17 protein-coding genes are annotated in these 19678 nt (G+C 73.7%); 8 read left to right on the plus strand and 9 right to left on the minus strand.

Going from position 1 to position 19678, the window contains the following annotated elements:
- Nucleotides 1–16 precede the first annotated feature (16 nt).
- The 5 genes from R2737_16430 (at nt 17) to R2737_16450 (ending at nt 3695) form a co-directional block, all read left to right on the plus strand.
- Nucleotides 17–493, plus strand: a complete 477-nt coding sequence (locus R2737_16430) for a DinB family protein (protein ID MEZ5117849.1) — start codon at nt 17–19, stop codon at nt 491–493.
- A 105-nt stretch (nt 494–598) separates the two neighbouring features.
- A complete protein-coding gene (locus tag R2737_16435; protein MEZ5117850.1) occupies nt 599–964 on the plus strand; it encodes a hypothetical protein in 366 nt (121 codons plus the stop codon).
- Between the two features lie 129 nt (nt 965–1093).
- Nucleotides 1094–1255: a hypothetical protein gene (locus R2737_16440; protein ID MEZ5117851.1), complete on the plus strand. Its 162-nt coding sequence runs from the start codon at nt 1094–1096 to the stop codon at nt 1253–1255.
- A 78-nt stretch (nt 1256–1333) separates the two neighbouring features.
- A complete protein-coding gene (locus R2737_16445) occupies nt 1334–2140 on the plus strand; it encodes a sulfite exporter TauE/SafE family protein (GenBank protein ID MEZ5117852.1) in 807 nt (268 codons plus the stop codon).
- 61 nt (nt 2141–2201) lie between these two features.
- A complete protein-coding gene (locus R2737_16450; GenBank protein MEZ5117853.1) occupies nt 2202–3695 on the plus strand; it encodes a peptide MFS transporter in 1494 nt (497 codons plus the stop codon).
- 118 nt (nt 3696–3813) lie between these two features.
- On the opposite strand, the gene R2737_16455 is transcribed toward R2737_16450, so the two are convergent.
- Together R2737_16455 and R2737_16460 are read right to left on the minus strand one after the other, a co-directional pair.
- A complete protein-coding gene (locus R2737_16455; GenBank protein MEZ5117854.1) occupies nt 3814–4407 on the minus strand; it encodes a DUF1349 domain-containing protein in 594 nt (197 codons plus the stop codon).
- Between the two features lie 61 nt (nt 4408–4468).
- Nucleotides 4469–5179 (minus strand): SagB/ThcOx family dehydrogenase, encoded by a 711-nt coding sequence (locus tag R2737_16460; protein MEZ5117855.1) that lies wholly within the window; start codon nt 5177–5179, stop codon nt 4469–4471.
- A 111-nt stretch (nt 5180–5290) separates the two neighbouring features.
- Between R2737_16460 and R2737_16465 the strand changes: the two genes are divergently transcribed.
- Nucleotides 5291–5569 (plus strand): hypothetical protein, encoded by a 279-nt coding sequence (locus R2737_16465; GenBank protein ID MEZ5117856.1) that lies wholly within the window; start codon nt 5291–5293, stop codon nt 5567–5569.
- A gap of 7 nt (nt 5570–5576) precedes the next feature.
- Here the strand turns inward: R2737_16465 and R2737_16470 are convergent, their stop codons facing one another.
- A complete protein-coding gene (locus R2737_16470; GenBank protein MEZ5117857.1) occupies nt 5577–6602 on the minus strand; it encodes a metallophosphoesterase in 1026 nt (341 codons plus the stop codon).
- Nucleotides 6599–10414, minus strand: coding sequence for a hypothetical protein (locus R2737_16475; protein MEZ5117858.1), 3816 nt, complete (start codon nt 10412–10414; stop codon nt 6599–6601). The genes R2737_16470 and R2737_16475 overlap by 4 nt, the downstream gene beginning before the upstream one ends.
- 26 nt (nt 10415–10440) lie before the next feature.
- Between R2737_16475 and R2737_16480 the strand changes: the two genes are divergently transcribed.
- Nucleotides 10441–11949, plus strand: coding sequence for a hypothetical protein (locus R2737_16480; protein ID MEZ5117859.1), 1509 nt, complete (start codon nt 10441–10443; stop codon nt 11947–11949).
- 21 nt (nt 11950–11970) lie between these two features.
- On the plus strand, nt 11971–14130 hold the full coding sequence (locus R2737_16485; protein MEZ5117860.1) for a hypothetical protein: 2160 nt from the start codon (nt 11971–11973) through the stop codon (nt 14128–14130).
- Here R2737_16485 and R2737_16490 read toward each other — a convergent pair.
- The 5 genes from R2737_16490 to R2737_16510 form a co-directional block, all read right to left on the minus strand.
- Nucleotides 14073–15290: a glycosyltransferase family 4 protein gene (locus R2737_16490; protein ID MEZ5117861.1), complete on the minus strand. Its 1218-nt coding sequence runs from the start codon at nt 15288–15290 to the stop codon at nt 14073–14075. The two genes, R2737_16485 and R2737_16490, sit on opposite strands and share 58 nt — an antisense overlap.
- 3 nt (nt 15291–15293) lie before the next feature.
- Nucleotides 15294–16106, minus strand: a complete 813-nt coding sequence (locus R2737_16495) for a glycosyltransferase (GenBank protein MEZ5117862.1) — start codon at nt 16104–16106, stop codon at nt 15294–15296.
- Complete coding sequence (locus R2737_16500) at nt 16103–16426, minus strand: hypothetical protein (protein ID MEZ5117863.1); 324 nt, start codon at nt 16424–16426, stop codon at nt 16103–16105. Before R2737_16500 ends, R2737_16495 begins: the two co-directional genes overlap by 4 nt.
- On the minus strand, nt 16413–17528 hold the full coding sequence (locus R2737_16505; protein MEZ5117864.1) for a glycosyltransferase family 4 protein: 1116 nt from the start codon (nt 17526–17528) through the stop codon (nt 16413–16415). Before R2737_16505 ends, R2737_16500 begins: the two co-directional genes overlap by 14 nt.
- Before the next feature lie 580 nt (nt 17529–18108).
- On the minus strand, nt 18109–19569 hold the full coding sequence (locus R2737_16510; GenBank protein ID MEZ5117865.1) for an oligosaccharide flippase family protein: 1461 nt from the start codon (nt 19567–19569) through the stop codon (nt 18109–18111).
- Between the last annotated feature and the right edge of the window lie 109 nt (nt 19570–19678).

The raw sequence follows: 19678 nt of genomic DNA on the forward strand, positions 1-19678 counted from the left end.
CCGTACGCTGCCGAACATGACGGACGACCTGGCTGCCCGCGTCGACGACTACGAGGCCGCGACGCGGCACGCGCTGGAGGTGCTCGGAGGAGTCGCACCCGACGACCTGGACCGGCGGCACCCGGACGGCTGGTCGGCCCGGCAGGTCGCGCACCACCTCGCGGACAGCGAGACCCAGTCGCACACGCGGCTGCGCCGCCTGCTGGCCGAGCCGCCGGGGTCGGTCATCCAGGGGTACGACGAGGCCGCGTGGGCGCGCAGCCCGCTGCTCGGGTACGCGGACCTGCCGGTGGCGGAGCCGCTCGCGGTGCTCGCGGCCGTCCGGGCGTCGTCGCTGGCGCTGCTGCGCCGGTTGTCCCCGGAGGACCTGTCCCGGTACGGGATGCACACGGAGTCCGGTCGCTACACGGTCGACGACTGGCTGCGCATCTACGCCGCGCACCCGGTCGAGCACGCCGACCAGGCCGCCCGGGCGCTGCGCGGGCTGGCCTGACCCCGCGGTCGTCCGGCTCACATCCGGGCTGGCTCAAGTCCGCGTCGCGGTCCTGCCGATGACGTCCCTGCGGCACCCGTACGGGAACGTCTCTCGGAGGCGGGCATGGACGACCGGATCTCGACCAGCGAGCCCAGCTTCACCTGCACGGCGGTGCGGCATCACCCTGGGGGGACCCTGGTGGCTGTGGCGAACGTCTCCTCGCTCGTCAGGCTGGCCGAGACCGCGGGGGCGGAGGTTGTGTCGACCTACGGCACGAGCTGCTGCCGCCGGGACACCGAGGCCGTCCACGAGCTGCTGGGCCTGCCGCTGCTGGACGACCGCGCGGTGGTACCGCTGACGCTCCTGCGGCAGCTGCAGGTCACGTTCGCCGACGCTGCGGCGTGCTCACCCGACCGGAACCTGGGGCGCCGCTTCGCCGCGGCCGCCCTGCTGGTGGACCAGGTCGTGGATCGGGCCGCCCGCGCCTGACGGTTCCTCCCGGCCGCGCGTGACGACGGACACACTCGGTTTGGCGGGTGGTTGAAGCGGTGACAACCACGGTGACCGCCACGCGACCCGCGTGAGCAGCGGTCCACCGACGAGAAGGAGCTGGTCACCGTGATCGGCGAACGGCTGAGGAGCCGCCTCCCGCACCCCCGCACCGAGAGCCCGGACCCGTTCGAGGCCACGCTGCGGATGTGGGACGACCTGCGGGCCGGTGCGACGACGCAGGCCGAGCGCGAGGAGATCGACGCGGTCTTCTCCCGCCAGGTCCCCTGATCCACCCTCGCTAGGCTCACGACCGGCCCCGCGCCACCCGGCGCGGGGCCGGTCTCGTCGTGAGGGGGCCGCGGGCGGATGGACCTGGCCACGGTGTCGGCGGCCGGCTGGGTCGCGCTGGCCCTGGGTGCGGTGCTGGTCGGGTTCTCCAAGACCGCGGTCGCCGGCGTCGGACTGCTGGCCGTGGCCACGTACGCCACCGTCCTGCCGGCCCGCGAGTCGACCGGCGTCCTGCTGCTCCTGCTCCTGGTGGGCGACCTGGTGGCGATCCGGGCGTACCGACGGCACGTCGACTGGGCCATCCTGATCCGGCTGATCCCCTCCGTCGCGGTGGGGATCGTCGTCGGGGTCGTGTTCGTCGGCCGGGTCGACGACACGCTGATGCGACGCACCATCGGCGGGGTGCTCCTGCTGCTCGTCGCCGTGCACCTGGTGCGCAAGTGGCTGGCCCGGCGCCGGACCCGTCGGGAGGCCGCGTCGGCGGGCGCAGGAGGGCCGGCGCCCGAGGAGGAGCCGGTCGAGCCCGGCGCGCCCCGCCGCGTCGTCACGGCCGGCGCGGGTGTCCTGGCCGGCTTCACCAGCATGGTGGCCAACGCCGGCGGCGGCGTGATGACCGTGTACCTGCTCGGCGCCGGGCTGCGCGTGATGGCGTTCCTCGGCACGGTGGCCTGGTTCTTCTTCGTCGTGAACCTCACCAAGGTGCCGTTCAGCATCGCGCTGGGCCTCATCTCGTCCCAGACCCTGGTCCTGCTCGTGCTGATGGCCCCCGCCGTCCTAGTGGGCGCCTTCGTCGGCCGGCGGGTGGTCCGCCACCTCGACGCGACGACGTTCGAATGGCTGGTCCTCGGCTTCACCGTCCTGGCCGCCCTCAACCTGCTCCGATGAGCCGGGAGATCGCGTACGCGTACCGGGCCTGCTCGGCTCGTGACTGCGCGAGGATGCGCCGGTGACCGCCGACGCGTTCGCGGGGACCCCGGACTCCGCCAAGACGTTCTTCGGGCAGCCGCGCGGCCTGGCCACGCTGTTCATGACCGAGATGTGGGAGCGCTTCTCCTTCTACGGGATGCGCGCCCTGCTCGTCCTCTACCTCACCGCGCCGCAGACCCAGGGCTACCCGCCCGGCCCGGGCCTGGGCTTCAGCGACGGTGACGCCGCGGCCATCTACGGCTCGTACAACGCCCTGGTCTACGTCCTCCCGCTCGCCGGCGGCTGGCTGGCGGACAAGATCTGGGGGGCCCGCCGTTCGGTCCTGGCCGGCGGCATCATCATCGCGGCCGGGCACTTCAGCATGGCGCTGCCCGCGGAGACGATGTTCTGGCTGGGCCTGCTGCTCATCGCCGGCGGGACGGGGCTGCTCAAGCCGAACATCTCCGCCATTGTCGGGCACCTCTACACCCCCGACGACACCCGCCGCGACGCCGGCTTCTCGATCTTCTACATGGGCATCAACCTCGGGGCCTTCCTCGCCCCGCTCGTGACCGGGTACCTGCAGATCAACTACGGGTGGCACTGGGGCTTCGCGGCGGCCGGCATCGGGATGTGCCTGGGCCTGGTCCAGTACGTCCTCGGCCGGAAGAACCTCGGTGATGCCGGGATGAAGCCGTCGGCGAAGGCCACGCCGGCCGAGCTGCGCAAGGCAGGCCGGATCGCTCTCATCTCCACCGCGGTCGTCGCCGCCGTGGCGGTCGTCGACGCGGTCCTCTTCGGCTGGGACGCGGCCGACGTCACGACGATGCTGACGGTCATCATCCTGGTGCTGCCGGTGATCTACTTCGTCCGGCTGATGCGGGCCCCGATGACGCCGGTGGAGCGTTCGCGGGTGAAGGCTTTCGCGGCCCTGTTCCTCGCCGCGGTGGTGTTCTGGGGAATCTACGACCAGGCCGGCAGCACGCTGTCGGTGTTCACCCAGCAGTGGATCGACCGGGACGTGTTCGGGTTCGAGGTGCCGACCGCCTGGTTCCAGTCGATCAACCCGATCTTCATCATCATGTTCGCGCCGGTCTTCGCGTGGATCTGGATGAAGCTGGCGAACCGGGCGCCGTCGCTGCCGCTGAAGTTCGCGATCGCGATGGTCGGCATCGGGCTGTCGTTCCTCATCATGCTGCCGCCGGCGGCCGCCGCCGACAACGGGCAGCAGTCCTCCGCGCTGTGGATCGTGACCGTCTACCTCATCCAGACCTGGGCCGAGCTGCTGCTGTCGCCGACCGGGCTGTCGGCCACCACCGAGCTGGCGCCCGCCGGGTACGGCAGCCAGATGCTGGCGCTGTGGTTCCTCGCGGTGGCGGTCGGTGACTCGATCGCCGGACAGGTGCTGCGGGCGCTGGACGATGCGGCGTACACGACGATCTTCGCGGTCTTCGGGATCGCGGCGGTGCTGGTGTCGCTGGTGATGTTCGCGCTGATCCGGCCCATCCGCCGCCTGATGTCCGGCATCCACTGACGCCTCCCCGGGCCCTGCAGCCCCCGCGCCCGGATCCCGTCCTCCCCCGCCCCCCGCGACGGAATGAGTCCGGGCGTTGCTTACGGCCCGGAACTGGCCCGGTAAGCGACGCCGGGACTCATTCGGCCGAGGTGGGGGGTGGCGGGTCGGAGTGCAGGCCGGGGTCCGGGGGACCGCTGCGGGCCCCGGTGAACGTCACCACCAGGCGGTCCCGCTCCGGCGAGCACGCGTAGACCCCCGCCCGGGTCGACCCCTCCACCCGGAACGGCGCGAGCCGGATCGTCCGCCACGGGTCCCCGGCCGCCCGCGCCCGCAGGGTCACCGCACCCTGCGCCCACGAGGCCCGGACCGTGACGACGCGGCCGGACCACTCCGGCACCGGGGCGAGCGACCAGTCCGACTCCCCGTGGGTGACGACCGCCCCGACATGGGGGACCCCGTCGGTGATCTCGACCCCCGCCTTCAGCCACGTCTGCGCGTCGGTCCGCAGCATCAGCCCGGCCTGGTCGTACAGGTGCGCGAAGTCGACCCGCAGGTCCACCTCCAGGGACCCTGACCCGGCGATCCCGGTCAGCAGTGCGTGCCCGGTGTCCCGGGTGAAGCCGTAGTAGGTGTCGCGCCAGAAGTCGCTGCCGCGCACCGTGGTCACCCGCAGCTCGTCCCCGTCGGCGCGCGCGTCGACGGGCGGGTTCAGCCACTCCCCGGCGTCCATCCAGCTCACGGTCGACCTCCTCGCGGGGCGCGGTCCCCGTCGACGTCCGATCCTGGCAAGGTCAGCCCGCGTCCGGGTCCGGAACGCCGACCGGGATGACGTAGTACGGCCGTTCGCCCTCGCCCAGCGCCAGGACGGCGGCCAGCGCGTCGTCGTCGAAGGCCCCGATCGTCACCGCGCCGAGCCCGAGCCCGGTGGCCTGCAGCAGCAGGTTCTGCGCCGCGTGGCCGACCTCGAGCAGGACGTAGCGCTCGGCCCGTTCACCGTACTTCTCCGCGGTCCGCGCGACGACTCCGGTCAGCACGAACGCGGCTGGGGCGTCCGCGACCGCGTCCTGGCCCACCGCCCTCGCGAGCGCCTGCTGAGCGCCGGACAGGCGCCAGGCCTGCGCCCGGTGCCCATCGGGGAGGTAGTGCAGTACCTCGTCACCGGCGACCACGTACGCCTCCAGCGGATAGATGCCGCCGGCCGAGGGCGCGGTACGGCCGCCCCAGTCCGCGGTGATGCCCTGCGCCGCCCAGAGCAGCTGCGCCACCTGGGCGCCCGTCAGCGGGGTGTCCGCGTACGACCGGACCGAGCGACGCTCGGTGAGCGCGTCGGTCAGGGGGACGTCGCCGTCGACGTCGGGGCCCGGGAGGGACCGGGTGACGGCCGAGGCCCGCGCGGTCGCCGCGGCGTCGACGTCCACCGCGGGGGCCGTCGTGCACGCGGCCAGCACCGCCGCGGCGAGCAGGACGGCTGCCGCGTACGGGAGCCTCACCCGACGGCGCACCCCACCATCGTGCGTGGCCGCCCGCGGTCAGCACAGGGTCCGGCGTCCCTGCGTTTCCGTCGGTGGTGCCGCGCGGGGGACACTGGCGGCGACGACGAGCGGGGAGCGCACGTGTACACCTGGATCTGGGAGCGGCTACCGGGCTCGACCCCCGTGCGCGCCGCGCTCGCCGGGCTGATCGCCCTCGCCGCGATCGCCCTGCTGGTCCTGGTCGTGTTCCCCCTCGTCCGGCCCGGTGACGGCTCGTTCGTCGACGGCAACGACCCCGCGGGCGCCGACCCCGAGCAGGTGGTCGAGCCCGATGGCGTCCGCCGCACCCCGGTGGCCACGACGCCGCCGGCGGGGCCGACGCCGGTGATCCCCGAGGACACCTCGGTCCCTCAGCAGTAGCGGGGGGTCAGCAGGTGTCGCTGCCGGAGTCGAGCACCTCGCCGTCGATCGAGACGTACTCCCAGTCGTACGAGCCGTCCTTGAGCGTCAGCTGGAGCACGCCGTGGGTGTCGAAGTTGACGTAGTCGCTGTCGACCGGGGTGAGCTTCTGCCGCCACGGGGCGTCGCCGACCTGCGGGTGGTAGTGGATCTGGCCCCCGGTCCCCACGACGAACTGGCGCGGCCCGGTGAGGTCGTTGCGGCCCTTCTCGTCCAGCCGCGGGAACCGCTCGTAGTCGGCCTCGTGGCCCGACAGCACCGCCGCCACTCGATGTCCCATCAGCGTCCTCCACAGCGCGAGCGTGCGCTGGTCCGGACCCATGATCCCGTTGGAGAACCGGGGGTGGTGCCAGTACGCCACGGTGCACATGCCCTCGTGCGCGGCCAGGTCCTCGGCCAGCCACTGCTGCTGCGGTGACCCCTCGCCGCAGCCGCCGACGACCGTGGTGCAGTTGGAGTTGAGCACGACGAAGTGCCAGGGGCCCTTGTCGTACGACCAGTACCCGCGCTCCTCACCGGCGTAGTCGCCGAAGTACGACCGGAACGTGTTGGCCTGGTAGACCTTGTACTCCTGGTTGCCCAGCGCCGGCCTGGTGATCTCCCGCAGCCGGCCCCAGGTCGGCCCGTACACCTCGTCGTAGCCGGCGGTGGTCGGCAGCTCGTACTGGTAGTCGCCGAGCCCGAGGAACAGGTCCGGCTCCAGCGACACGGCGAGGTCGGACACGTCGGCCTGCCGGCACCAGTCCTCGGTGCCCCGGCCGTCGTTGTACTCCGGGTCGGTGGGGTCGCAGGCCATGTCGCCGACCGCGACGACGCGGATCTCGGCGGGCTCCTCGCTGCGGCAAGAGCGCAGGAGCAGCAGCGCGGCGAGCACCAGCAGGACGCCGAGGACGATGGCGACGACGGTGCGGCCCCGTCGCGACGGCGGCGCCGCATGCCGCCCGGCGCTCTGCGCCGGGGCCGCCGGGGCCGCGCCCGGGCTCGGGTCGGTCACGAGGCCACCTCCTGCCCGCTTCGACGTGCAGAGCGAGATGGTCGTTTCCGGCCGGGAATCAGCCGAGATAGCGACCTTCTGACTCTGTCCGTGCCGGTGGGGAGTCCGCGGGCGCGGCGACGGGCGCGGCGGCGGCGCCACCAGGCCGCGAACAGCATCCACGCGCAGGCCAGGAACACCGCGACCGGCAGCAGCAGCAGCGCGTAGCGCGCCAGCCGGGCCGGGGCGTACACCATCGACCCGTCGGTGGCCCCCGCCGGCAGCGTCCAGCCGTTGGCCCAGCCCTGCACCATGAGGTGTTCGGGCTTCTCCGCGCCCGCGGGCAGCCCCTGCAGCTGCCAGCCGGGCGCGTACGTCTCGGCCAGCGTCAGCACCGACGGGTCCGGGCCGTCCACCTGGACCGGGTAGCGGGTCGGGTTCTCCTTGCGCCACTCCACCGTGGGCGCGGAGTCGACCGGTCCCTCGCGGATCAGGACCACATTGCTCGTCGACGCGACGGGAGTGAGCCGCACGTCGCGGTACTCGACGACCGACTGCTCCTTCTCCTCCAGGTCGCGCAGCCCGTAGAGGTACAGCCGGGTCTCCACCGCGTCCGGGTTCGGCTGCACCAGCAGCTGGTACGGCTGCCATTCCTCGGTCCACACCTGCGCCGGGATGGACTGGCAGCGGTCCGGGCCGCGCAGGAACAGGCACACCTTGGGGTTGCGCAGCGCCTCGCTGCGCGCCTCGTACGACATCTCGTACAGCGAGGTGTCGCCCATCTTCGGCGCGGTCGCCCCGACGCACGCCATGTGCACCCGAGCGCCCATCCGGTACGCCGGCTGGGGCTCGTCCTCCAGCACCTCCGCGAACAGCCCCGCCTGTTCCGGTGTCAGGTCGTCGTAGCGGAAGCAGTCCTGCAGGTCCTCGAACGGCGCGAGGATGCTGCCGCTCAGACCGCCGGTGACCGACAGCGTGTGCGTCCCGGCATCCAGCGTCACCCGGGTCTCCGGCACCTCCGGCGGGTAGACCGTGGTCTCCAGCACCGGGTCCAGCGCCTCGATGCGCAGGTCGCGGTACTCCGTCACCGTCCGCGGCAGCAGCCGCTGCCCGACGTCGGAGTGCAGGATGACCTGCATGCCCTCGGCGACGTCGTCGAGGGTCACCACCATCTCGTACGGGGTCCACTCGTCGCTGAGCACCGGCCGCGCCGCGAGCTCGCACCCGTCGGTGCCGACCTGCCACACGCAGATCTGCGGCCGCTTGCCCTCCAGCGAGCGGTACTCCAGCCGGATCCGGTACGTGCGGCCCGGCGCCGCGTCGCGCAGGACCACGCGCGTGCAGGCGGCATGGTCCTTGGCGGACAGCGTCACGACGATGCCCTCGAGGGTCTGCGTCAGGTCGCGGCGCAGCTGCAGCTCGCTGGCCGGCCGCGGCTCGTAGTTGTTGCAGTCGTAGACCTCCGAGAACTCCGTGGGGTCCGCCGGCTGGTCCGACGGGGCCCACGCCGTCAGCGGCGTGGCCGAGCCGATCACCAGGCTCGGCGGGGTGTCGCGCCCCCAGCCGTCCAGCGACGCCGTGCGGGTGCCGGCGGTCACGGCCACCACGTCGGTGGTCGGGACGGGCAGCTCCAGCGGCGGTCGCTTCGACACGACGTCACCGTCGATGCGCACCCGGGTCGGGTCGCTGAGCACCAGCGACGAGGTGGCCTCGTCCACGGTGGGGACCAGCGGCGGCGCGGTCCGGGACCGCTGGCCCAGCCGGTACGTGCCACCCTCGAGGGAGACCTCCTCGACCGGATCCCCCTCCGCCACAGCGGGAACCGGCCAGAACACGACATCCGAGGACACCTTGGGCGAGTCGTCGACGATGCGCGGTCCGGCGACCGGCTTGGGCGCGTCCTGGGCCAGGATCGCCTCGTCGGTGGGCATGGTGCCGATGACGCCGGCCCCGGCGTCCGGCTGGTAGGGCGTGTCCACCAGACGGCCGTACGTGCGCACCGTCGGGCTGGAGCCGTCGCCGACGTACCAGAGGTCGAGGCTGCCGGAGTACTCCTGCGTCATGCCCGGGACCTGGCTCAGCGCGGCGCCGAGGATCCGGTCGTCGGCGAAGGACCGGCCGGGCAGCCCGCGGACGAGGTCGTGCCGCACGATGACGCGGGACACCTGCATCGCGTCGAGCAGCCTCGGCACTGGCGCGAAGTCGCCGGACAGCAGCGCGGCCTCGACCGCGCGCACGTTGGAGTTGAAGCCGGGGACGTCGCCGAAGTAGCCGTCCGGCTTGGGCTGCACGACCGGATGTCGCAGCAGCAGGTTGGCGATGCTGTCGACGCCGAAGAAGCCCCAGGTCGTGGGCATCTGGTAGTAGTCGTCGAGCGGCAGGACCAGGACCTTGCCGGGGCGCGGGTCGCTGTCGATCCGCTCCGCCATCTCCCACCAGAAGTCCGGCACCCGTACGTGTGCGGACGGCTGCTGCGGGCGCTCGTCGGGCATGACGGTGCCGTTGTAGAGGGGGAACGGGTACGCCACCACGCCGACGACCGCGGCCAGCCCGGCGCCCAGGGAGATCCGCGACCACAGCGTGCGCCGCTCCCGGGCCCGCGCGACGAGCCCCTCCACGAACATGCCGATGAGCACGGCGAAGAACAGGATCAGCAGCTGGCCGAGCTTGCTCATCGGCTCGCGGAACAGCCAGAACCCGGGTGCGTGCAGGTACAGCCAGAGGTTGATCTGCTCCAGCGGCGGCATCAGGCCCTTCGCCAGGAACACGAACACGCTGGCCATGGCGGCGAGCACCAGCGCCACCCGACGGTTGCGGCGCAGCGCCAGCACGGGTGCCAGCAGCACGACGGTCGGCAGCAGGTAGCGGATCCAGATCCAGTACGGCTGGTCGAGAGATTCCGCGAACGGCAGGTACTGCGGTCGGAACCAGGCCCAGTTCGCGACCATCGTCAGGATGTTGGGGACGATGTTGTTGATCTGCGCCCAGGTCCAGTTGGTCGGGTCGGTGAAGTCGGCGTTGGCGACCGCGCCGCCGCCGCCGGTGAACCCCTGCGCCAGCGGGAGCAGCCACCACACGTTGAGCAGCAGCACCCACGGCGTGGCCTTGACGAACCACCACAGCAGCCGTCCCAGCGGCCGCCAGCCGAGGGCGAGCAGGGTGAGGACGGTGGTGCCCCCGACGGCCCAGGCGTACGCCAACACCAGCATCGGCGGGTTGAAGCCGAGGAACGACGTGGGTATGAGGACGAAGCCGGCGACCGGCGCGGGGATCCGCCGGCCCTGGGCCACGCGGATGGCCACGCCGGTCATCAGCGCGATCGTGCCGACGCTGATGATGTTCAGCGGGTTGGGCAGCCGGGTGAGGAAGAACCCGTTGAGGACGCCGAACGTGCCGGCGGCGATGATGCCGAGCTCGGACCGGACGAAGGCGCCGGCGGTGAACGCGGTCCCGAAGCCGACCAGGCCGTAGATGATGGTGTACCAGGACCACTGAGCGACGTACTCGTCGAATCCGAGCGCCTTCCAGAAGTCGATCAGCCAGAACTCCGCGCCGCGCGCGACGTTGTACGCCGCCGAGCCGGCGCCGGTGACCGAGTGGTTCCACGACCACACCGCCTCGGGCGCCCACCCGCGTCGGATGAACGGGCCCATGTCACCGGTGGAGATGAAGGTCCCGGTGCGGAACCACGTGCTGACCACGAACGAGGAGATGACGAGCACGATCAGGTACGGCCGGTTGACGCGGGCCCAGCCCAGGACGCCCCGCCAGGCCCGCGCCAGCAGACCGGGCCGCACCAGTGCGCGGCCCGCGGTCGTTGCGGAAGCGTTCACGGTGCTGTCCGGCGTAGCGTGCGGCTGTGTCCACCACGACAGTACGGCGCCGGGTGGCCGGAAGGTCGGCCACGCGCGCGCAGGTCCTCGACGCGTTGACGACCGCGCTGGACGGGGCCCGGGCGAGATGGGGCTGGCAGGGCGCCTCGGGTGCGCGGGACCGCTGGCTGGACGCGACCGACGCCAGCGACCTCGACGTCTGGTGTGACGCGACCTCGCGGGTCGCTGTCGACGCCGCGCTCGACGCCTGGCCGTCCGCCCGGGTGGCCGACGCGCGCGATCCCCGACGGCTGCAGCACGTCAGCCGCGCCGTGGAGACCGAGCACGGGCTTGCGGTGGTGGACACCACGTTCGGCGACCTGCGCGTGGGGCCGGTGCTGCTGCTGCCCGGCGACGAGGTACGGGCGACCGAGGGCCCCGCTCCGGTGCTCACCGGTGTCGCCGCCGCCGCCGACCTGCTGGTCCGGCCGCTGCTGCGCGGCCGCATCCCGGAGGAGTCGCGGGTCGACGAGGCCCGTCGGGCCTGGGCCGACGCGCCCGCCGGGGCGCGGGCCGACGCCACGGCGCTGTGGGCGCGCGAGCTGGGGGTCGGCCTGTCGACGCAGGTCGTGTCGGTTCTCGACGGCGCCCCGCCCCCCGGCGGCCTGGCCTCGTCCGCCCGCAAGCACCTGCTGCGTCGCACCGTGGCCCCGTCGGGCCTGCGGGCGGCCTGGGTGCAGCGGCACTCGGTGCTCCCCGCCGGCCGTGCCGCGGGACCGCTCGGGCTGCGCACTCGCGGCGTCGTGGTGGTCCTGGTCGGCACCGACGGGGCCGGCAAGTCCACCGTCGCCGACGGGCTGGCGGACCGGCTGCGCGCGTGCGGCTTCGAGGTCCGGACGGCCTACTTCGGCATGGCCCGCGGCAACCTGCCCGGCGTTGGCCTGGCCCGCAAGCTGCTCGGCATCGCCGCGGCCGGCGACGGCGCCGAGGACGTCGCCGCGGAGCAGCCGGAGTCGGCGCCCGTCGCGCGGGTCGAGCCGGTCGAACCGGTCGCGCCGGTCGCGGCCGAGCCGAGCAACCCGGTCGACCCCACGAGTGACCCCAGGGACCCGCGGGCCGGGCTGGCCCACCCGGGGATCCGCCGGCTGGCGGCGTGGTACTACGCGGCCGAGTACGCCTGGCGGTACGCCCGGACCGTGGCACCGGGAGTCCGCCGGCGCGCGGTCGTGATCTGCGACCGGTACGTGTACGACCTGCGCGAGTCCCCGTGGCCGGGGTCGCCCGCCTCGGTGGTGGTCGAGGCCGTCGTCCCGGCCCCGGACGTGCTGGTGCTCCCGGACGCCCCGATCGAGCAGATCCACGCCCGCAAGCCGGAGCGGCCGCTGGCCGAGCAGGCCGCGCAGCAGGGCCGGTTCCGCGCCCTGCTCGCATCCCGGCCGGCCCGGGTCGCCGAGGTGGTCGTGGACACCTCCGGCGCCGACGACGACGGTGTCGCCGACCTGGTCACCGCGGTCGTCACCGCGGCGCACCGACCGCGCCGCGCGGGCCGGGCCTGACCCGGGTCGGGAGGCGGGGTGGTGCGACTGCGGCTGCGGCCGTCGGTCCGGCTGGCCGCCGAGTCGGCGCTGCTCGGCCTGGTCGTCGGCCTGCTGGTCGTGGCGCCGTGGACCCGGGGTGGCTACCTGCTGCTGCTGGACTGGGTCAGCGGGCCGAGCCAGACGCTCAACCCCGGCGTCTACGGGCTCGAGGGCGGCGCGCTGGACGTGCTGCCCTGGCGCATCGGCGTCCAGGTGCTGCGCGCCGTCGTGGGCACGGCGGCGACCGCGTGGCTCGTCGTGCTCGCGTTCTTCCCGCTCGCGGCCGCGGGAGCGTCGCAGCTGGCCGGGGGCGGGCGCTGGCGCCGGCACTCGGCCGCCCTGCTCATGGTGTGCAACCCGTTCGTCGTGGACCGGGTGCACGCCGGCCACGTGGCGTTCCTGCTCGGCGTGGCACTGCTGCCGTGGCTGATGCGATCGGCGGTGCACGCCCGCCAGCAGGAGCGCTGGGTCGCCGTGCGCCCGGCAGGCTGGTACGCGCTCGGGATGGCGCTGGACGCGCACGTCTTCTGGCTCGGGGGCGCCGTCCTGCTGGCCGTCGCCCTGCTGCCGCGACCCACCTGGCGCGACCTCGTCCGCACCATGCAGGTCGGGCTGGCCGCCGGCCTGGTCTACGCGTACGGCGCCGCCGTCTGGCTCGCCGGCATCCGGACCATCCGGGTGACGCAGGCCGACCTCGACGCGTACGCCACGGTCAGCGGGCCCGGTGGCCTGCTCACCACACTGCTGTCGCTGCACGGCTTCTGGCGCGACTTCGACGACCAGGCCCGCACCGCGCTGCCCGGCCTGGTGCTGCTGGTGGCGCTGGTCGCCCTGCTGGTCCTGGTCGCGGTCGGCCTGGCCCGGCTGGTTGCGGTCCAGTCCGTCGTCGGGCTCCCCCTCGTCGCGCTGGCCCTGCTGGGGATCGTGCTGGCCTCCGGGGTGGCCGGGCCGCTGGCCCCGGCCTACCGGTGGGCCTTCGAGCACGTCCCGCTCTTCGAGGCCATGCGCGAGCAGCAGAAGTGGCTGTCGCTCACGGTCATCGCCTTCGCGGTCGGGTTCGGCGTCGCGGTGGAGTGGCTGGCCGCGCTCACCCCGACGCTGGTCACCCGGCTGCGCAAGCAGCGCCGCCGGGTCGCCCGCGACCCCGCACCGACCGGGGCCGAGCGCGCCCTCGCCGCGCTGCTGGCCGGGGTCGCGCTGCTCGTTCCCGCCGCGAGCGCCCCGGCGCTGCTGTGGGGGCTGGGCGGGACGATCGCGGTGAGCACGTACCCGTTCGGCTGGTACGAGTCCGACGCGCGGATGGGCAACGGGGACGAGCTCGTGATCTTCCTGCCCTGGCACGGCTACCAGCCGTTCGACTTCACCGACGGCCGCAGCGTCGCGACCCCCGCGGAGGCGTTCTTCCGGCGCCCGGTCATCACCAGCGACTCGGTGGAGCTGAAGGGGCTGCGCACCGACTCGGTGTCGCTGCGGATGGCGTACCTCGACCGGCTCGTCGCGGAGGGCGGCGGGGGCACGTCGTTCGGCCGGATGGTCGCACCGCTGGGCGTCCGCTACGTCGCGCTGTCGACCCAGCGGGAGGCCGACCGCTACACCTGGCTCGACGACCAGTCCGACCTGGAGCTGGTGTTCGAGTCCGACTCGATGCGGCTGTACGAGGTCCTGCCCTCCGGCACCGGCCGGGTGGTCTCCTCGCGGACCGTGCCCGGGGTCGACCGCGCACTCGTGCTGGCCGCGGAGGACGAGCTCGGTACTGAGGCGGTGGTCACCGAGGGGACGGACGACGGGACGCTGCCGTCCTCGGCGTCCGGGGAGCTGGTGCGTGACGCCGCGACCCGGTGGATCGTGCGGCCCGGCACTGCGGGCTGGGTCGTGGTGCCGGAGGAGTGGTCCCCCGGCTGGCAGGTGGACGGGTCGTCCGGCGTCCCCACCGTCGCGGGCACGGTGGCGGTCCGCGCGGGCGGCGACGAGACCGTCGTGGAGTACGCGCCCTGGCGCTGGATGCGGCTGGGCGCCGCCGTGTCGCTGCTGACGCTGGTCGTGCTGGTCGTGGTGGGTCTGCTGGAGCACCGCTCCGAGGTGCGGGTGCTGCTGCGGCGACGTCACGCTCGCGCGCCGGGGGACACCCCCGACGACGTCGACATGGTCGCGCGGTCGTAGGCGGCCGCGGTCACCTCCGCGGCGCGGTCCCAGCCGAACCGCTCCCGCGTGGCCGCCGGCCCGGCCTCCGCGAACCGATCCCACTCGTCCCGGTCGGTGAGCAGCCGGGTGATGGCGGCCGCTAGCGCCGTCGCGTCGGCCGGGGGCACGGCCAGCCCGTCCACGCCGGGCCGCATGACCGCGCGCACGCAGGCGACCGGTGTCGACACGACCGGGAGCCCGACGCTCATCGCCTCGGCCACCGCCATCGCGGGGGGCGAGGTGACGTAGTCGAACTTGAACGGCCATGCGCCGACCTGCGCGGCGGCGAGCTCCGCGAGCAGGTCGGGCACCGGCTCGGTGACGACCTCCAGGGCGTCACCCAGGCCGCTGGCCCCGCTGCGCTCGAGGATGCTGGGCAGCTCCGGCCGGGGGATGAGCAGCAGCCGCAGCCGGACGCTCGGCACCTGCCGCAGCACCTGGGGGAAGGCCGACAGCAGGGTGTCCACGCCGCGGACCGTCTCGGCCCGGCCGCCGAACACGACCACCGGGTGGTCTGCGTCGAAGTGGGCCCGGCGGTCGTCCTGCGGCGCGCCGGAGGGCAGCCGCAGCACCGGAGCGGCACCCGCACCGCGCCCCAGCGCCGGGCCGAGCCGCTCGAGCACCCGCGGGTCAGGACTCAGTACGGTGCTCGCCCCGGCGCGGCGCAGCGCGGACCGCACCATCCCCGGGGTCAGCACCGTGGTTGCGACGACCCGCGGCTGCAGCACGTTGGACGCGCGCATCTCCGCGATCCCCGAGCGCTTCCACGCCAACGGGGCAGGCAGGGTCGGCCAGGCGTACAGCGTCGTCACCAGCGGGTGCCGGCGCAGGTCGGTCGCCAGCGCGAGGAACGGGCCCAGCGCGCCGGCGTGCAGGTGCACCACGTCGGGTCGGATCCGTTGCAGCGCAGTAGCGAGCGGCTCACGCACCTGCAGCGGGAAGGTGCCCATCGGACCGCCGAGCTCGACGACCTCGTCGAAGGGCTCGGCGCCGTCGTGGGCCCGCGACGTCACCAGGACGTGCCGCCCGGGGATCCGGCGTGCCGCCTCGGTGACGGTCCGGCCCATCGCCTCCTTGGCGGAGAACTCGGCGATGACGTGAGCGACGACGCGATCCCGACCCGGGTGGGACTGACTCATGGGTCAGCTGCCTGCCTTGACCCGCTTGCGCTCGTCGCGCATGCCCATGACCAGCCCCGCACCCTCGACGCCCTTGAGCACGAACATCCCGCCGGCGTGCATCGGGTCGCGGAGGAGTGCCTTGGGCTCACTGAACAGCGCGGTGCGGGCGAGCTTGCGCTGGCCCGCACCTTGGTGGGTGCGCAGGTACTCGCCGATCCAGCGGCCGTAGTAGCGCTTCTTGGCGAAGGTGTTGCGCAGCTTGATGGTGCCTTCGTCGTGCCAGATGTACGACGGCACCCGCGCGATCGAGGTGCCGGTCGCGCGGGTCCGGTCGGACAGGTCCCAGTCCTCGGCCGCGGTGAGGGTCTCGTCCCAGCCGCCGACCTGCTCGATCAGCTCGCGCCGGAACGCCCGTGGCGCCTCCACCGCGTCGTCGCCCACGTACAGGCTCTTCTCCAGGACCCGGCACTGGGCGAAGAAGCCCTCGCCGAAGGACCGCTCCGGGATGATGATCGCGCCCACCTCGGGCCGGGCGGCGAAGACCTCGACGATGTCGCGGGCGACCGTGGGCTCGAAGGTCATGTCGGAGTCGACGAACACGACGACGTCGCCGGTCGACAGCGCCGTGCCGCGGTTGCGCTGGGCGCTGCGCTCGGGCCCGAAGGTCTCGACCACGTGTGCGTACTGCTGCGCGATCTCCAGGGTGTCGTCGTCGGACTTGTTGTCGACGACGATGACCTCCACGTCCTCGTGGGTCTGCCCCCGAAGCGACGCCAGGCACGAGGCCAGCGTGCGGGCCGAGTTCTTGGTGGGTACGACGAAGCTGATCTTCATGGCTGGGTCTCCGCGTCGGTGGTGGTGGTGTCCGGCTCGACGCGCAGGGCGAGCAGACCGAAGAAGGTGGCGGCGGCGCCGAGGGCACCGGCAACCAGGATGGCCGAGTAGGCGTCGCCCACCCGGCCGAGGGCGTGCAGGATCCCGGCGGCGAAGGCCAGGAACGCGGCGGTGACGAACAGGGACCGCCAGACCACCGAGCCGACGTGGCCGGCCCAGTCCAGCGGCTTCGTCACGATCCGCAGGACGCTGCGTACGACGCCGCGCACCCGGTCCACGGCCGAGCGGATCGGCGTGCGCTCGGCCCTATGCCGGCCCACGGAGCACTCCCCGGTGCCGCCGCGGGGTCGGGACCACCGCGTGCTGGTCCACGGCCTCGAGCACCTCGGCGGCCACCACGTCCCACGAGTGGGCGCCGCCGTACGGCATCGGCGCCGGCGGGTTCTTCATCCACTCCGGGAGGACGGCGGGGATCCAGTGGGCGAGCGCCAGCGGGTCCTGCGGGACGAGCACGCCGTTCGCAGCCCGGGTGGAGTCGCGCAGCCCGGGGGCGTCGTACGAGATCGTCGGGGTGCCGACCGCGGCGGCCTCGCTGACGACCAGCCCCCAGCCCTCGCGGATGCTGGTGGCCACGTGGGCGTGGGCCCGGGCCATGAGCTCGATCTTGGTCTCCTCGTCCACCCGGCCGAGGTACTCCACGCCGTCGGGGGCGTTCGCGCGCAGCTTCTCCAGGTCAGGGCCGCCGCCGATCATCCAGACCTTGAGGTCGGGCATCTGCTGGCGGGCGATGCTCACGGCCTCCGCGACGTCCTGTGGGCGCTTGTACGGGACCATCCGCGCGCAGAACACCAGGGTGGGGGTGGACTCCTTGACGACGTTCGGGGGCACGGCCGGGGGCTCGAAGCCCTCGGGGACGACGGTGACGTCCTCGACGCCGAACCGGTTGAGGGCGGCCTTGGTGGAGTCGGAGACCGCGATGACCGGGGAGCCGGCGTAGCGCCCGACCCAGCGGGGCTCGAACCAGTAGCGACCGGCGACCGAGACGGGGAACGGCGCGTTGTAGCGCCAGATCTCCTCGGCGGTCTGGTGGAAGAAGCCGATGACGCGCGCGCCGTCGTCGACCCACTCGTGGGCGAAGAACGGCACGGTGTTGGTGGTGTCGATGACCACGTCGAACCTGCCGCGGCCGTGGCGCTGCCACCACTTGCGGGCCTCGCCGTAGACGCCCAGGCGGCTGCCGCGGCGTACGACGTGGTAGCCGTTGACGTCCTCGTCGGCGGGCGCACCCTCGACCGCGGCGGCGACCAGCGTGACGTCGTGGCCCTGGGCGGCCCAGCGCGCGAGCACCTGCTCGGTGTAGACCTCCGCGCCGCCCGACGCGGGGTGCGCCAGGTCCCTCCAGTTGATCATGCAGATGCGCATGGCAGTCCCGCCTTCGATCGAGGATGTCCGTCGCATCGCGGTCGGACTCCCCGGCCCAGGGTCGATCGGTTCCGATCGCGACTCCATGATGCTCGCCGCGCGACCTCAAGTCCTGCTCAAGCCGGCGGCAAGACCCGGCGTGGGTCGGGCCGGTCGTCCGGCCGGGAACGGGTGCAGGCCCGGAGCGGCGGGAGATGCTGCTCCGGGCCTGCGGGCCGGGCGACGACGCGACGGCATCGGCGTCCGGCGGTCCCCGACGGGGCCGCGCCGGGGAGGTCGCGGGCGGGGCGGCAGGAGAAGGTGCGTCCGCCCCGCGCTGAGCAGCCTCGGGCCTCGGGCTCAAGCCGGGATCAAGGGCAGCTGGCGCCCGGCTCAGGTTGGGGAGGTGCTGGTGGTGCCGGGCTCAGGTTCGGCAGGTGCGGGTGGTGCTCGGTCCCGACCGCACTCGCGCCACCGGCATCACCGGGCCCGCCCGCCTCGTCCGTCCCTGCGGGTGGAACGTCTGACCGTCCGGACTGCGTCCGGACGTGGTCAGACGTTCCACCAGGGGTGTCGTGGGTGTCGCGCGTGTGCGGGGTAGTCAGCGGGCCCGGCGACGGGTGCTGCCGGCGCGCGAGGACCGGGCTGCGCGCGGGGCGGCGTGCCGTCCGCGGGGGAGGGGCACGCCGCGGCGCATCGCCCGCCACCAGGCGCCGCCCTCCCACACCACCATGACCAGCAGCGTGGGGACCAGCGCCATCAGCGAGCCGCGGGCCACCGCCGACGCGTCGCCGTGCGACCGGGCGATCAGGGCGATCTCCAGCGCGGCCCCGAGCCAGGGCACGACCACCGCGAGCGACTTGCGGGCGAGGGAGGCGTACGTCAGCACCGAGACGATCGACGTCAGCGCGGCGATCACGGCCAGCAGCCGCACCAGGCCGGCCGCGTCGGCGAAGTTGCCGCCGTACAGCAGCTTCAGCAGCAGGCCGGGCACGGCGGCGACGACCAGGCCGCCGAGGATGGCCAGCCCGCTGACCACGACGAAGGCGGTGCGCAGGGCGCCGGCATTGCGCTCCAGCCGCCAGCCGGAGACCAGCCGCGGGTAGTAGACGCTCATCGCCGCGGCCGGCAGCGCGAGCACCACCTTGCCGATGGTGGCGGCGGCGACGTACGCCCCCGTCTCGGCGTCCGGCAGGTAGTGCCGGGCCAGCAGCAGGTCCACGGTGGAGAACAGGAACAGGCCGGTCACCGCGAACCCGGCGGCGGCCACGGTCCGCAGGTCCAGCGCGGCGGCGCCGGGCACCAGGCCGGAGCGGCGGTGGATCGGGACGAGGGCGACCACCAGGGCGACGACCTCGCCGGCCAGCGTGCCGACCAGCGCACCGGTGACGCCGAACGGGATGACCAGGGCCAGGCCGAAGGCCAGGCGACCGGCGGTCCCGAGCAGGAAGGTCCAGGCGACCGGGGTCACCTGGCGGTCGCCGAGCAGCAGGCCACGGGCGACGGCCAGCGCGACGGAGACGGCGACGAACGGCGCCAGCACCGCGGCGTCGACCGCGCTGGCCAGCCGGAAGTAGTCCTGGATCAGCGGAGTCGCCGCCAGCACCGCGAAGCCGGCCAGCACCGACCACAGCGCCGTCCCGCGCAGGGTCCGGCGCACCGAGTCGTCGTCCCAGCCGTGCGAGGACACCAGCGAGCTGGCGGCCGCCTGCAGCGCCGTCAGCGGCACGGACAGCAGCACCATGATCGCCAGCACGGCGCCGAGCGCGCCGTAGTCGCCCGGCGGGAGGATCCGACCGACCACCGCGTGGAAGCCGAAGTTGGCTGCGTTCTGCACCACCACCGACAGCAGCAGCGGGGCCGCCAGCGCCGCCCAGATCCGCCCGGCCAGCCCGGCCCTGCGGGGCGGAGTGGTGTTCTCCTCGGCGCTCGGGACCCTGTCGCGGCCCGGCGCTTGCGCCGGGCCGCTCGCGGGCGCCAACCCCGACGTCTGCGCAGCGGCGGCGTGGGTGTCCACGGGAGCGGCCTGGTCCGGCGACGGGGCCGTGAGGGTGGCGGGCACGGTGCCATTGAGCGGGGACAACCTCAAGCCCGGCTCAAGTCCTCGTCCTGATGTGGCCAAGGCGCCGCCTCCGGGCTGGGTTCGCGGCCGTCGCGGGCCAATACTCGCA

The sequence above is a fragment of the Candidatus Nanopelagicales bacterium genome, from assembly GCA_041393815.1.
GTDB lineage: Bacteria > Actinomycetota > Actinomycetes > S36-B12 > JAWKJK01 > JAWKJK01.

What these genes read in the sequence shown, in the direction of transcription:
- R2737_16430 (MEZ5117849.1), top strand. Translation starts at nt 17, where the DNA reads ATGACGGACGACCTGGCTGCCCGCGTCGACGACTACGAGGCCGCGACG.
- R2737_16435 (MEZ5117850.1), top strand. Translation starts at nt 599, where the DNA reads ATGGACGACCGGATCTCGACCAGCGAGCCCAGCTTCACCTGCACGGCG.
- R2737_16445 (MEZ5117852.1), top strand. Translation starts at nt 1,334, where the DNA reads ATGGACCTGGCCACGGTGTCGGCGGCCGGCTGGGTCGCGCTGGCCCTG.
- R2737_16455 (MEZ5117854.1), bottom strand. Translation starts at nt 4,407, where the DNA reads ATGGACGCCGGGGAGTGGCTGAACCCGCCCGTCGACGCGCGCGCCGAC.
- R2737_16490 (MEZ5117861.1), bottom strand. Translation starts at nt 15,290, where the DNA reads ATGAGTCAGTCCCACCCGGGTCGGGATCGCGTCGTCGCTCACGTCATC.
- R2737_16495 (MEZ5117862.1), bottom strand. Translation starts at nt 16,106, where the DNA reads ATGAAGATCAGCTTCGTCGTACCCACCAAGAACTCGGCCCGCACGCTG.
- R2737_16505 (MEZ5117864.1), bottom strand. Translation starts at nt 17,528, where the DNA reads ATGCGCATCTGCATGATCAACTGGAGGGACCTGGCGCACCCCGCGTCG.